Origin of the sequence: Moritella marina ATCC 15381 (genome assembly GCF_008931805.1) — a bacterium.
Lineage (GTDB): Bacteria > Pseudomonadota > Gammaproteobacteria > Enterobacterales > Moritellaceae > Moritella > Moritella marina.
In genome coordinates this window covers 2,268,734-2,283,245 of the sequence record NZ_CP044399.1, presented here as the reverse complement: position 1 = coordinate 2,283,245, position 14,512 = coordinate 2,268,734, and the positions used below count along the sequence as shown (strand labels likewise).

Genomic DNA, 14,512 nt, shown 5'->3' with positions numbered 1-14,512 from the left:
GAGTTTTAGTCATGGACGAACACGTAGTTATTTTAATTATTGCTTTGATCGTTTTGTTTTATGGTTTTATTTCCAAAAAACTTGCGCAATATGGTATATCCGGTCCTATGGTGTTTACTGTATTGGGACTTATTTGTTCACCGTTTGGATTGAACATTACCGCGGTGGAAATTGATGCTGAATTTGTCACTGTGTTGGTTGAAATTGCACTGGTATTGGTATTATTCAGTGATGCGGCATTGTTAGATCTTCAGTTATTGCGACGTTCGTGGCAAATACCTGCAAGATTACTGTTTATCGGGTTGCCTTTGACCATTATTGCTGGCACTGCTGCTGCAGTATGGTTATTCCCAGAACAACCGCTTACCTACATGATTTTACTCGCACTATTGTTAACGCCAACTGATGCGGCGCTAGGTAAGGCAGTGGTAACTGATCCGAAAGTAGCGAAAACTATCCGCTCAAGTATCAATGTAGAGAGTGGCTTGAACGATGGTATTGTATTTCCTGTGATCTTGACTGTTGTGGCGTTGATAACCAGCGGTATGGCTAAATCTGAGAATTTCGATTGGGTTTGGTATGTGGCCGAGCAAATCGTCTTTGGTATGTTAGTCGGTGGTATTGTGGGTTATCTTGGTGCGAAATTATTAAATAAAGCGATTCAACATCACTGGATAGAAGAAAGCTACCAAAACTTGATCCCAATCGCGCTGGCTATTCTGGCGTTCTACCTTGCTGAAGAATTATTAGGCAATGGTTTTATTGCCGCGTTTTTTGCCGGTTTGTATATTGGCAATACCAGCCAGCAAGCGCGAGTACATATTGAAGAGTTTGCTGAAAGTGAAGGGGAGTTATTCATCCTCATTAGTTTTTTCTTGTTTGGGTTAGCGTTTGTGCCATTAACACTGCATGATATTAGCTTAAATGTTGTTATTTATGCCTTGTTAAGCCTGACGGTGTTGCGCATGTTACCTGTGATTATTTCATTAGTGGGTACTAAGTTAGACATGGCAAGTCGCGTGTTTATAGCCTGGTTTGGTCCACGTGGCATCGCCTCAATTCTCTATGTATTAATTGTGGCGCATGAAGTCGGTGATATGGATGATCATAACGGTGGTTTTGAGATTGTTTATGCCATTGTTACCTTAACTATTCTGATGAGTATTTTTGCTCATGGACTCAGCGCTCAACCGTTTGCAAATTTATACAGTAAAAAACCTCACGCTGTTGAGTGAATCTTTACAAGTTTGGCTATAATACAAGGTAAACCAGTTAATGAGTATGATCACACGACTGCACTATTTTAATTGTGTAGTGGAGACGGGCAGTATCTCTGCGGCAAGTCGCATTTTTGACGTACAGCCATCTTCAATCTCAAGGCAGCTAGCTGCGTTAGAAACTGAGCTCGGGATCCGCTTGCTCAACCGCACTACGCGTAATATAGGCTTAACAGAGGCAGGTTCTACTTATTATCACTATTCACAACGTATTGTTGCTGAATTGGATGAAGCCAACCGCGCGGTGAATGACTTACAGCAAAGCCCAAAAGGTAATTTAAAAGTCAGTATGACAGTGGGTTTTGGCGAATCATGTGTATTACCACTGGTACCCGGGTTTATGCAGACTTATCCCGATGTAAATATTGAGTTAGAACTGACAGAAAGAGTGGTTGATTTAGTCGAGGACAATGCCGATATCGCCATTCGCAGTGGGCGCATTCCAGATTCTAACCTAATTGCCAGTAAGTTAGTTGATAATGATTTTTTGTTGTGTGCAACACCGCAATACTTAGCCGCACATGGCACGCCTGATACTCCGGATGATTTAATCAATTTTAACTGTATTTGTTATGGTTATAGTGGCTGGCGTGATTGGTATTTGATGGATGATAAACCGCGTAAGCTGGCGATCAAAGAAGGCTTGATTGTTAATTCCGTGAATGGTCAAAAGCAATTGGTATTAAACCATGCCGGTTTGGTGTTAGCTGCACGCTGGGCGGTGAATAGTGAGTTAATCAATGGCAGTTTGGTGCAAGTACTCGCGCAACACCGTTTTAGTCCTTATGAACGACTAAGTTCGACGTATGCGCTGTACTTAAAGCGAGATCTTATATCGCCTAAGATCAGGGTTTTCTTAGATTACCTTAAACAACACTTAAAAAGTTAAGCCCAAAGCCGCTAGTGATTTAGAGTTGGTATTAATATCATCGGCTTCACGCTCTACCAACTCGGTTTGTTGTAAATTGTGTTGTGATGCATCACTGATATTAACAATATTGCGGCTGATTTCTTGTGACACCATATTCTGTTCTTCCGAGGCACTGGATATTTGAATTGCTAGATCGGAAATATCCGTGATAGCACCATATACATTTTGCATCATGGTTTGAGTTCGCTGTGATTCATCAACACACAACTCGGCAGCTTCTTTCCCTTGTTGCATGGTTGCAGACCACTTGACTAAGGTTTGTTGAATTTCGTTAATCGACGTTTGAATTTGTTCTGTGGCTTTATGACTACGCGTCGATAATGCCCTCACTTCATCGGCAACAACCGAGAATCCACGTCCATGTTCACCAGCGCGAGCGGCTTCAATGGCAGCATTGAGTGCCAACAGGTTGGTTTGATCTGCAATACCGCGGATCTCTAACATGATAGTGCTGATCTTCTGAGCTTCGTCCGATAGCATGCTGGCAGATGCCGCAGACTGTGCAACATCCGTAGCGAGTTGGCCGACTTGTAGCATGGTGTCTGACATGGCTTGTGTGGCACTTTCACAATCATCGTGGGCGAGTTGTACTTTCTCTGATGTTAATAGTGTATTTTGTGAGACTTCAGCAATAGTTGATGCCATTTCTGTTACTGCAGTTGCCACTTGATGTAATTCAGCTGTTTCTTGCTCGACACCTTCTTTCGCTTGGTGTGCGGCAGCGGTGAGGTTATCAGCCCCTGCCTCAAGAGCACGACTACTATCAACCACACGGCCTAGAATTGTTTGGATCTTGCCTTCTTCTATCTTCAACTGAAAGTCGACAATACCTTGTGGTTTAAACCCTGAAAATACATAACGTGAGACACTATCATAACGTTGTTTCAAGCTGGAGAAATAGCGTGGCACTGTAATTAATTCATTATAAAATATGATAAAGGGCAATAAAGGTAATGCGATATTTAAATAAGGCATGTTCTGACCGAAAAATAAGAGCAGTATACTCATGACTGAAAACGTCAGTGGCTTTAAGACAGGGCGCTGGTACCACTGAAATAAATTTTTACCGTTATTGATAGTGGTGTAGGCTGATATTGCTCTTTGTTTATCTTCAAGGGCCAGTTTCTTACGAACAGATTGATAACCGACTAATTTGCCTTGCTCATGGATTGGGGTAACGAAGGCATCAACCCAATAATAACGCCCATCTTTGCAACGGTTTTTAACTGCGCCGCGCCAAGGTTTACCGGCTTGTAGGTTTGTCCAAAGGTCTTTAAATGCGGCGGTTGGCATGTCAGGATGTCGGACAATATTATGATTTTTACCAACTAATTCCTCAAGTTCAAAACCTGCGACTTGGCAGAACGTGGCGTTAGCGTATGTAATGATCCCCCGATTATCGGTGGTAGAAACTAATTCATCTTGCACATCAAATGAAACTTCTTCATCAATGACCTGAGTGTTTCTTTTATTCATTACTTGTTTATCTCCGTTGTCGCCGTATTTCGTATATAAATAGGTATTTAACATGCCTCTTAATAGGAACATGATACCTTAGTTTTTTTGATAATTGCGTATCAAAAGTTAAATTAGTGTAAATATATTATTACTCACTATATTATTGTTCACTATTTTTAAATCAAGGCTTTAGCAGGACAGAATTTATAATAATGTTAATACTATTTTACTGAACAGGGTGTTAAGCAGAGTTTATGCTAATTCCGAGTTATAAATACGGATTAATGTTATCATTAGCTTCTCTTTATCATCGGTTTTACTGGCATGATCGCAATTATTTAAAAATAACGCCTTGTTTAATTGGCAGAAATTAAGCTTTAGACGGCGTTTATTATTGATCATGACTTTGTCTGGTATTGTTAAATTATTGATCTTATCTATTGCTGGGTTTGTCTATTTAAAGCACTGGGAAGAGCAAGACAGTGGTAATAATGCCCTTGGTATTGCTAAATTTTTGTCTACATCGCCATGTGTAAATAGAGCGATAGAAACCAATAACCCTGAACTCATTCGAGAGAAAATTGAGTATTTACGCGCGTCGGTCGGTGCGGCATTTATTGTCGTCGGTAATAAAGACGGTATCCGTTTATCTCATCCTATCAGCGAACGTATTGGTAAGCCGATGAAGGGCGATGATAATGATCGCGCCTTAAAAAAAGGCCTATCTTATGTCTCGGTTGCCAACGGTTCATTAGGCCGCTCAGTCAGAGGCAAGACGCCAGTTATTGATAGCAATGGTAATATTATCGGGGTCGTCTCGGTGGGGTACCTGTTGACGAGTATTGAGAGTAAAGCTGATCACTTTTTTATCTTTTTGCTGATTATGATTGCGTTAGTGGTACTGACTAACGCCTTGATCTCTAATTTTACCGCGAAGAAATTTCAAAATGCGATATTTGGCTTTGAACCTGAAGAGTTCGGCCGTTTATATATGGAACTTGAAGTTACCCTAAGTACGATTAAAGAAGGGGTGGTGAGTATTGATGCAAATGGTTACTTACGTTCTATTAACCGCAGTGCTTGTGATATTTTTAAGGTGAAAGCGGAAGATGTGCTGAACCATCGCATGGATGCAGTATTGCCGGAGAATAACTTAACTGAAATTTTGACCAGCAAAGCTAACCAATATAATGTTGAAATGATGATTAAAGGCCAAGCTATTGTAGCAAACAGGCAAATTCTCATTGTTGATAATCAGGTTGTGGGCGCAGTATCGAGTTTTCGTCTTAAAGATGAGATCAGCGAGCTAACTAAACAGTTATCACAAGTGCGTGAATACTCAGACTTGTTACGCTCGCAAACCCATGAGCACAGTAATAAACTTAATACTATCAGTGGTCTTATCCACCTCGGTAAATATGACGATGTACTGGGTTTAATTGGACAGGAAACCGAGCGCTATCAACACTTAATTGAGTTTTTACGTGAGGCGATTCACGAGCCTGTGATCGCGGGTGTATTGCTGGGTAAAAGTGAAAGAGCGAGGGAGTTAGGGCTATTATTAGATATAGATGACGGTTCACAACTGTTGACCCTACCTGAGCACATTCGTGCAGAGGACTTGGTCACTATATTAGGTAACTTTATCGATAATGGCTTTGATGCTTGTATTAGTAGTAATACGCTCAAATCGGAACGACAAGTCTCTGTTAGTATTTCTGACTTTGGTGATGAAATCATCATGGAAGTTGAAGACAATGGCTGTGGCTTACCTAAAGGTATCGCTCAGCAAGAATTAATTAAGCAAGGTGTTTCAAGTAAATCGGAAAGTAACCGAGGCGTAGGACTGCATCTTGTTGATAAAATCATTAACCAATATAACGGTCAGTTAATGATGGAAAGTATTGATAATAAAGGAACAAGAATGACGGTGTATTTACCAAAACAGCATGCAGGTAAGGATATTAAACATGACATCAACTAATACGATTAAAGTATTAATCATTGAGGATGATGTGGGTATCGCTGAGATCCACCGCCGCAATCTAATGAAAATAGATGGCTTAGACATCATCGGGATTGCCACGACAAAAGCCGAAGCTGAAGTACTGCTTGATGTTCTCACGCCCGATTTAATCTTACTAGATGTGTATTTACCGGATGGTAATGGCTTGGATATTCTGCGTGATTTACGCCAACAGCAGCATGCATGTGATGTTATCTTAATTACAGCAGACCGTGATTCGGATACATTACAAGCAGCAATGCGTGGTGGGGTGGTTGATTACATTTTAAAACCGGTGATTTTTGCACGTTTAGAAGAATCATTGAATAAGTATCTTAAACAGAAAAACCAATTTGTTAATCTTGATGATGTTGATCAACATATGGTCGATGCGATGATTTCTGTTAGCGTGAAAAGCCCTGCTACATCACGTTTACCGAAAGGTATTGATAGTGTCACCTTGGATAAAGTACGTGGTTTGTTTGCTGAACATGCAGATATTACAGCGGATAATGCAGGGGTATTAATTGGTGCTAGCCGTACCACGGCAAGACGGTATTTAGAACACTTGATTAGTACTGGTGAGCTGGTAGCTGATTTAAACTATGGCACAGTAGGGCGTCCTGAAAGAACCTATAAGAAACAAGTTAGATAGTAGGTATTCATGCAAACTATTGGTTAATGTTATGGACTATAAACTAATAATTAAATGAAAAAAAACAGCGCTTTGAGCGCTGTTTTTGTTTTCACATTATTTATAGTCCCAATGACGCCTAGGATGACGAATCACGTTATTGTTAATCACACTCATCAACAAATACAGCTTTCTTTGCACGGCGACGGTTAAATGCGGTTAGCAGTATCGGTGTAACCAGTACTAAGGCTGAAATAACAGTGAAAGTCAGTGTTATTGGACGTTCCCATAAGAAGCTTAGCTCACCATCACTGATCATTAATGAACGGCGTAGGTTTTCTTCCATCAAGCCACCCAGAATAAAGCCCAGTAATAACGGTGCTAAGGGGAAGGACGCAAGCCTGAGGAATATGGCGATCACCGCCACTAAGATCATAATAAACACATCAACAGTATTAAAGGAAACCAGATAAACGCCAGTGATCGAGAAAAAGATAATCATTGGCAGTAATACCGTTCTTGGTACTGCAAGTAATTTGGCAATATATGGGATCAGCGGTAGATTCAATACCATCAATACGAGGTTACCGAAGTACATTGAGATGATCACGGACCAAAAAATCTCTGGATTATCGACAAACAAACGCGGGCCTGGTTGGATACCGTAAGAGATCATGGCACCGAGCATAATCGCGGTGGTTCCAGAACCTGGTATACCTAGTGTTAACAGAGGTACAAATGAACCACTTGATGCGGCATTATTGGCGGCTTCAGGGGCAACTAGGCCACGAATACTGCCTTTACCAAATTCATCTCGTTTATCTTTAGGGGCTAGATTACGCTCTAAGCCATAACTTAAGAAGGCCGCGATTGTGGCGCCAGCACCGGGTAATACCCCGACAAAGAAACCCAGAATAGAAGAACGGGCTGCTACGGGAGCGACTTCTTTAAATTCTTCTTTTGTTACTTTCATGCTACCGATTTCAGATAAGGCACTGTTTTCTTCAGCTGACGTATCTGGTTCCGGTTTTAAAATACTGAATAGTATTTCACCTAGGGCAAAGGTCGCCATTGCTAATAATAAGAAGCTAAAACCATCCATCAAATCGGTTAGGCCAAAGGTGAAGCGTTCAACGCCAATGCCTTTATCAATACCGACAGTAGAAAGCATTAATCCAAAAATAGTCATCATCCAGGCTTTTAATACCTGACCTTTCCCCGCAAATGCAGCTACAGCAGAAAGTCCGACGAGCATTAAGGCAAAATAATCTGATGATTGAAAACTTAATGACACTTTGGCTAACGCAGGAGCAGCGATTAATAACATTATTGCCGATAAGGTACCACCAGTAAATGACGCGTAAGCTGCAAGTGCTAATGCTTTACCGGCTTGACCTTTTTTGGCTAATGGATAGCCATCAAATGCCGTAACCACGGTGGATGAACAACCGGGAGCATTGATCAGAATTGAAGATGTTGAACCACCAAAAATGGCGCCATAGTAAACGCCTGCCATTAAGATCATACCCGAAGATGGATCAAGTCCATAAGTAATGGGGATCATTAACGCAATCGCAGAAATTGGCCCAAGACCGGGCAACATACCAATAAAAGTACCGACAAAACAGCCGACCATCACCATCATTAAGTTGGTTGGCATGATTGCTGTGGATAAGCCTGCTAAAATTCCATCTAACATAATTATCGTCCTAGAAGCTTAAAAAGAGGTAACCAGGTTCAAGATAAATATCCAGAACTTTGGTTAGTAGTAACCAAAATACAGTTACAAAAGGAAAAGATGCACCGAACAATACTGCTTTTCGGCGCTCACCCAGTAGCCAAAAACCGACTAATAAGAACAAACTGGTGGCTAATACAAACCCGAGCCAGGTTAAACCGACACCATAGGCGGTCATTAAAGCAACGAAGGCACTAAGTAAGCGCCAATCTAAACTACTTTCATTGTTATTTTCGCAAGCACTGGTACTACAAGCGTTAGTCGGTGACATGACAATAAGCAGCAGTGACATGATAATGCCACCGGCGGTCAGTAAATAGGGTAAAGTACGTGCCGTAAAGGCCTCATATTCGTCACCAGGGAAAAGCTGAATCTGGGTAGCTTGGTATCCGTAGATTAAGCAGACAAGCAGGAATATTAATCCACTGACTCGATCTCGGTTTAAGCGCGGTAAAGGTGTTGTTTGCATGGGGGCTCCGATGTAAAAGAAAGCCACAGTGTATGATTACTGTGGCTATATTATGGTGATGAGTTAGTTTATTTTAGGAAACCTAACTCACGCATCAAGGCACCCATTTGCTCTTCTTGTTGTTCTAAGAATGCATAAAAGTCTTTATCTGCTTTGTAATTATCAATCCAACCGTTACGATCACGCACTGTTGCCCATTGATCTGTTTTATACATTTCAGCTAATACTTTGTTCCACTCGGCGACTTTGGCGTCACTGATACCCGGTGAAGCAAAGAATCCACGCCAGTTAGCAAAGACGGTTTCATTCCCCATCTCTGTTAGTGTTGGTACATTTGGCGCCGCAGCTAGACGTTCAGGCGCTGTAATTGCAAGAATACGCACTTGACCACTTTTCGACATTTCCAGTACTTCACCTAGACCGGTTGAAAGTAGTGGTGTTTCACCTGATAATACCGCGGCCATTGCTTTACCGCCGGCGTCATAAGCGATGTAACGTACTTTACGGGCATCAAATCCTTCACCTTTAAATGCGGCTGCTGCAATCAGATGATCCATACTACCGCGCGCAGAACCGCCGGCAATTTTCACTTTTCGTGGATTTTCTTTAAATGCAGTCACAACTTGTGACCAGTTTTCAAATTTCGAGTCTGCTGCCACGACAATTGCGCCATAATCGGCAATCGTTGTTGCAACAGGGGTTAGATCACGGAATGATTGTGGAAAAATACCTGTCAAAGAACGGATCACTATCGGTGTTGAGTTAACCATTAAAGTGTCTTGCTGACGTGCAGCGGTCTCAATCATGTGAGCAATCGCTTTACCGCCACCGCCACCAGAAAGGTTTTGGTAAGAGACTTTTTCAACTAAGTCGGCTTTCATTAATACGTCACCAGTCCCTCGGGCTGTCATGTCCCAGCCACCACCTGCACCACCAGGTACGATAAAGTGGATTTTTTCTAAATCAGCAGCCCAAGCCGCTGATGATAGCGTGGCAATACTGGCGACAATAAGTGATGAGGTTACACATTTTCTAAATTGCTTTAGCATGGTTTCCATTCCTTGTGTTCATTGTTGAAAAGTTGAATTTAACATTGAATGTTAATAGCTGGCGTTTTTATTGGTTATTTGGTTAACGCTTACGGGGTGTATGTTAAGTAAATGTTGCTCACTTTGTTGTGACGAAGAGGAAAGTGTAAATAAAGGCAATTAATAACATTTAGGGTATTTTGTTCATAAAGTTCACGGCAGGGTAGAGACGAAAAAAGCCGCCTGATTTATTGCTAAGCATAAATTAGGCGGCTTTAGTTATATACGAAATGTTTATTTACTTTAGAGTGCGGTTTTATCTGTGTCTGCTTTATGGCTTTGTGCCATCGTCTTTAAGATCGCATCTTTTTCTACCCAAACATCATTGAGGTGTTGCTGAAAGCCAATTTTAAATGCGCGATCTTTTTGATAATCACCACGCATCTTGTCATCAATATCTGCTACGCGAATATGTACATGCACATCTTTCACTTCACCACACAGGTATTGCCAAAAACTGGGAGTTTGACCTGGGTAATAGATAGCAACATCAACAATTTTCTGAATGTGTTCACCTAATGCAGACAGTGCAAATGCGAGTCCACCTGCTTTTGGTTTTAACAAATGCTTGAACGGTGATTTTTGTTTGCTGTGTTTTTCTGTGGTTAAGCGGGTACCCTCCACAAAATTCATCACACTCACTGGGCTTGATTTAAATTTAGCACAAGCCTTACGTGTTACTTCAATATCTTTACCGCGTAATTTGGGATTTTTCTTTAGTTGTGCAGTGCTGTAGCGGCGCATAAAAGGGAAGTCTAATGCCCACCAAGCCATGCCTAAGAAGGGCACAAAAATAAGTTCTTTCTTTAAGAAGAACTTTAAGAAGGGGATCTTTTTATTTAATACACGTTGCAAGATCAGTATATCAACCCAAGATTGGTGATTCGCAATAACCATGTACCATTCTTTTTCAGACAGCTCGATGTCAGCATTGTGCACATGGATCTTAACAGGATGAATAAAGTGTTCGATTACGCCATTTACGCGGATCCAACTACTGGCAAAGAAGACTAATAATGAAGAACAGATTCTTTGTATAATTTTAATTGGTAGTAATTTGATTGGGCTTAAAATCATAATTGGGATAACCCAAAAAAGTAAGTTAACCAACCACAATACAAAGGCTAAACAGCCGCGTAAAGATGACATAACACTTCCTAAAATGACGATCAATAAAAATAGAGCGTCTATACTACTGCGCAGATCAACACTACTCAATATTTAACTACCACTTTATGTACAAAACAATGCTCTTTAACTAAAGGTCGGAGCAGTTAAAAGGCTGTCCTGTAAAAATAATTAAAATTATTGTGATATATCACACTTGGCTTTATTTTGTATTTTAGCCGATAGATATTGTTATTTTTATGTTGCTTTATCGGTTAGTCGATAAGGCTATAATATAGTTATTGTTTGTATTTAACCCACTTTAATAGAGTAATATACTTCATGTTGAGCTTATCGCGGCCTTTATGACTTTTATAAAGATGGCGTTATATTGGCATACTTAGCTCATTTTATTGAATACGCACAGGTTTTAATACAATGTTTGAATTATGTAGCTGATTTACTCCGTTTGTTATTTATAAACTATATTCATGTTATTGCAGAGTGAATTCGAAATGGCTTATTTACGGATTATTATTTTAAAAGACCAAAGCCTCCTTTTTAATTCAAGAGCTTGAATCTTATGATTAATGAAAAATATACGTGCTATTTAGTTTCAAAATCAAGTTTACAATCTTCTCTATTAAAACAAAGTCTAGAAAAATCGCTTGATATTGTTATTTTAGATGTCTCTTTTACAGAGTTACTTCAGAGCCTTTCTTCTAAGAAAAGCAACAAAAACCTCAATTACGTTATTATTGATTTAAACCATTTGCAAGACGATTACCTAAGTAAATATTTAATCCTTGTTGATGAAAAAAATCTTAATACGAAAGAAATATTAATCAACTCTGAATCTGTCATCATCATCGATGACTTGATGAGACTACCTAATTTAACAGGCTTGTTTTATGAAAGCGATACCATGGAATTGATGTCAAAAGGCATGCAAAAAATGTTAGATGGGGAGTTTTGGATTTCTAGGGATCTTGCCACTTCTATCATTACCGTACACCGGAAAGATAAATATTTTACGTCAAGTGTGATTGCAGAACTGACTCGACGCGAAGAAGAGATTATGAAGTTACTCACTTTAGGGGCTTCAAATTCTCAAATCGCAGAGCAATTATTCGTGAGTGAAAACACGGTTAAAACCCATTTACATAATGTGTTTAAAAAAATAAAGGTAAAGAGCAGATTGCAAGCAGTGATGTGGGCAAAGGGACAGCAATTTCAAAGGGTTTAATGATGAAGTCAAAACAAGGAAAGGCTTTGTTTTATGTCATGTGTATTAGTGGGCTTTGTATCAGCGCAAATGTACAGGCAATTGATGATAAGACTCCGTTAGAAGAGTCCCAAAGTAATGATGATAGTCTCGTCGAAATTCAAGGGCTGCTTATCGATCGTACATTAACTCGTCTTGGTAAAGATTTCTATTTTACCTTTGCGATGAAAATGAACAGTGAGTATGGTGACCTTGAGGTTAACTTAACGATTTCAGAAGTACCAACGGCGCTATCGGGAAGTATTATTACAATCCATCATTTTAATCGCGTTATTTATAAAACAGCTCTTTCACCAGGACGGTATCAAGCAGAACAACGAGCAGAGGAAGCTATGTATGTAACGCGAAATTATATTGTTAAATGGAAAGCCGAAAAACAATTTCAGGATACTTTTGATCTAGAACGATCAGAGTTATAAGGAAGAAATGATGAAGATAACTACGCAACTATTCGCTCTCTCATTTATCTTAAGCTGCAGTAATGTCATAGCCAGTGAATTAGTTTATACACCTGTGAGCCCAAGCTTTGGTGGTAATCCGTTAAATAGTAGCCATTTATTCAATACTGCTAACGCGATCAATGATTACTCTGGCCCTGAGATTGACTCTGGATTTGAAGAGAAGTCAGCTTTAGAGCGTTTGGCGTCGAGTTTGGAGTCGAGACTAATAAGTCAAATACTATCCGATGCCAGCGAAGGTAAAACAGGACAGCTTATAACCGAAGATTTTACGGTCAATGTTGTTGAAGGTGATAGTGGTGCATTGCTTATTCACTTGGTGGATAATTTAACTGGTGAGAGCTCAACTATTCAAGTTGGCGGCATTACTTCGAATTAAAAGCAAACCAAGGATGAAATCAATGAAGTTTTTATGGCTGTTTTTTATCGTAATTATGACTGGATGTTCAAATTCATTGAGCATTCCAGATACTTCGGATACGCCGAGTTTAATGCAAAGGGGTAATACCTATAATGATCTAGTAGCACTGCCGAAACCAAAAGGTAAAATCTATGTGGCTGTGTATGATTTTAGAGATCAAACTGGTCAATATAAACCTCAACCAAATAGTAACTTCTCGACAGCTGTGCCACAGGGAGCTACAGCACTATTAACTATGGCACTATTAGATTCTCAGTGGTTTTATCCATTAGAACGACAAGGTTTACAAAATTTGCTGACGGAAAGAAAGATAATCCGCGCTGCGCAGAGTAAAGATAAAGTAGTCTCCAACCATGGTACTGATTTACCTTCATTGCAATCAGCAAATGTGATGATAGAAGGCGGTATTGTGGCTTATGATACCAATATAAAAACGGGAGGGATGGGGGCGAAATACCTCGGTATTGGTGGTTCAGGTAAATATAGAACAGATCAAATTACGGTTAATATTCGCGCGGTGGATATACGTAGCGGTAAAATTTTATCAAGCATTACTACAACCAAAACAATTCTTTCTTATGAGTTAGCGGCGGGTGCCTTTCGCTTTGTAGATTATAAAGAATTACTTGAAGTTGAAATGGGTTATACCAATAATGAACCGGTTAATATTGCTTTAATGTCGGCCATTGATGCTGCGGTTATTCACTTGATTGTTAATGGTGTCGAGCAAGGTTTATGGTCACCGAGTTCACTAGATAGCCTGGATTCACCTGTATTTAAAAAATATGCATCTCAATCTAGCACTCTAAATACAAATGCTCAGCAGGCTAGTACGAATGACGTATTTACAAAAGATGCCTCTGAATTGATGACCAAAAATACCAGCGTTACAAATTCTCGCCCTAAAGATTACCGTGCTACATATTAATATGCTTACTGATCGTATTTAAGTTACGGTTTTGTATTCTCACTAATACTAATAGTTACTTCGATGGCTCCCGTTTCTGCTGGGGCCATTTATCTCACCTTAAGCACGACAACACACTATCCCTATATGATGTGAATAATATTCAGTCCGATATTTGGTACTCATATTTTTTGCTTAAATGCCATCGCTGCTAAACTCCCCATGTTGTATGTAATTACTTGCTGTTGTAATCGGCAGTGTAACCTAAAACAGTAAACCTAAAGTGCACAGTTAGCCACTTCAAGTTCAGCGTATGTTAAGCTTTTAACCTCTTGTGTTGGTGCGTGATCCACTATAAGCCCTACTGTTAATACGTGAGGGCATCTCCATTGTCGATAGTCTTTTCAGCTACTTAACAAAAGCGTAATGGCGGATCTATCTCGTGATGTACATCGAACATATTTCGTTGCTTGTAAACTATTTGTAGCGAGAATAAACACGCTCAGTTCTAGATCGACGGCAATGTTTTAGGTTGTGATCTATATTTGATATCCTGTAATAGAAAGCACTCGCGCTTAGCTCGATTGCTTTCTATTTAAAGGGGTGGGGATGTCTTCTTATATTCAGGTTGATAGGAGGTTATCATTTAGCTCATGGCCTGATTTATGTGCAGGCAGAGCTTTAATATAAGGTTGGGGGGGGACTTAACTATACGGTTAAACCAATTCTGTTTT

General features: G+C 40.0%; 13 protein-coding genes. 8 read left to right on the top strand and 5 right to left on the bottom strand.

Going from position 1 to position 14,512, the window contains the following annotated elements:
- The first annotated feature begins 11 nt into the window (after positions 1 to 11).
- Together FR932_RS10285 and FR932_RS10280 are read left to right on the top strand one after the other, a co-directional pair.
- Positions 12 to 1,235 carry a cation:proton antiporter gene (locus FR932_RS10285; protein WP_019440530.1) on the top strand — a complete coding sequence of 408 codons (1,224 nt, stop codon included), beginning with the start codon at positions 12 to 14 and terminating at the stop codon, positions 1,233 to 1,235.
- 40 nt (positions 1,236 to 1,275) lie between these two features.
- Positions 1,276 to 2,166, top strand: coding sequence for a LysR family transcriptional regulator (locus FR932_RS10280; RefSeq protein ID WP_019440529.1), 891 nt, complete (start codon positions 1,276 to 1,278; stop codon positions 2,164 to 2,166).
- Here FR932_RS10280 and FR932_RS10275 read toward each other — a convergent pair.
- Positions 2,155 to 3,684: a methyl-accepting chemotaxis protein gene (locus FR932_RS10275; RefSeq protein ID WP_026032078.1), complete on the bottom strand. Its 1,530-nt coding sequence runs from the start codon at positions 3,682 to 3,684 to the stop codon at positions 2,155 to 2,157. The two genes, FR932_RS10280 and FR932_RS10275, sit on opposite strands and share 12 nt — an antisense overlap.
- Before the next feature lie 382 nt (positions 3,685 to 4,066).
- Between FR932_RS10275 and FR932_RS10270 the strand changes: the two genes are divergently transcribed.
- Both FR932_RS10270 and FR932_RS10265 read left to right on the top strand, forming a co-directional pair.
- Positions 4,067 to 5,650 (top strand): ATP-binding protein, encoded by a 1,584-nt coding sequence (locus FR932_RS10270; protein ID WP_019440526.1) that lies wholly within the window; start codon positions 4,067 to 4,069, stop codon positions 5,648 to 5,650.
- Positions 5,637 to 6,326 carry a response regulator gene (locus FR932_RS10265; protein ID WP_019440525.1) on the top strand — a complete coding sequence of 230 codons (690 nt, stop codon included), beginning with the start codon at positions 5,637 to 5,639 and terminating at the stop codon, positions 6,324 to 6,326. The genes FR932_RS10270 and FR932_RS10265 overlap by 14 nt, the downstream gene beginning before the upstream one ends.
- Positions 6,327 to 6,468: 142 nt before the next feature.
- Here the strand turns inward: FR932_RS10265 and FR932_RS10260 are convergent, their stop codons facing one another.
- The 4 genes from FR932_RS10260 to FR932_RS10245 all read right to left on the bottom strand — a co-directional run bounded on the left by FR932_RS10260 (position 6,469) and on the right by FR932_RS10245 (position 10,749).
- Positions 6,469 to 8,004, bottom strand: coding sequence for a tripartite tricarboxylate transporter permease (locus tag FR932_RS10260; RefSeq protein WP_019440524.1), 1,536 nt, complete (start codon positions 8,002 to 8,004; stop codon positions 6,469 to 6,471).
- 10 nt (positions 8,005 to 8,014) lie between these two features.
- Entirely contained in the window at positions 8,015 to 8,512 is a 498-nt protein-coding gene (locus tag FR932_RS10255; RefSeq protein WP_019440523.1) for a tripartite tricarboxylate transporter TctB family protein, read from the bottom strand.
- 68 nt (positions 8,513 to 8,580) lie between these two features.
- Positions 8,581 to 9,561, bottom strand: a complete 981-nt coding sequence (locus FR932_RS10250; RefSeq protein ID WP_019440522.1) for a tripartite tricarboxylate transporter substrate binding protein — start codon at positions 9,559 to 9,561, stop codon at positions 8,581 to 8,583.
- 282 nt (positions 9,562 to 9,843) lie between these two features.
- A complete protein-coding gene (locus FR932_RS10245) occupies positions 9,844 to 10,749 on the bottom strand; it encodes an acyltransferase (RefSeq protein WP_019440521.1) in 906 nt (301 codons plus the stop codon).
- A 541-nt stretch (positions 10,750 to 11,290) separates the two neighbouring features.
- On the opposite strand from FR932_RS10245, the gene FR932_RS10240 reads away from it, so the two are divergent.
- Genes FR932_RS10240 through FR932_RS10225 form a run of 4 tightly spaced genes read left to right on the top strand, consistent with a single transcriptional unit; the run spans position 11,291 to position 13,799 of the window.
- Entirely contained in the window at positions 11,291 to 11,953 is a 663-nt protein-coding gene (locus FR932_RS10240; RefSeq protein ID WP_019440520.1) for a LuxR C-terminal-related transcriptional regulator, read from the top strand.
- A complete protein-coding gene (locus FR932_RS10235) occupies positions 11,953 to 12,411 on the top strand; it encodes a curli production assembly/transport protein CsgE (RefSeq protein WP_019440519.1) in 459 nt (152 codons plus the stop codon). The genes FR932_RS10240 and FR932_RS10235 overlap by 1 nt, the downstream gene beginning before the upstream one ends.
- A gap of 7 nt (positions 12,412 to 12,418) precedes the next feature.
- Positions 12,419 to 12,829, top strand: coding sequence for a curli assembly protein CsgF (locus FR932_RS10230; protein ID WP_240532372.1), 411 nt, complete (start codon positions 12,419 to 12,421; stop codon positions 12,827 to 12,829).
- Between the two features lie 22 nt (positions 12,830 to 12,851).
- Complete coding sequence (locus FR932_RS10225; protein ID WP_019440517.1) at positions 12,852 to 13,799, top strand: CsgG/HfaB family protein; 948 nt, start codon at positions 12,852 to 12,854, stop codon at positions 13,797 to 13,799.
- The last annotated feature ends 713 nt before the right edge of the window (positions 13,800 to 14,512 follow it).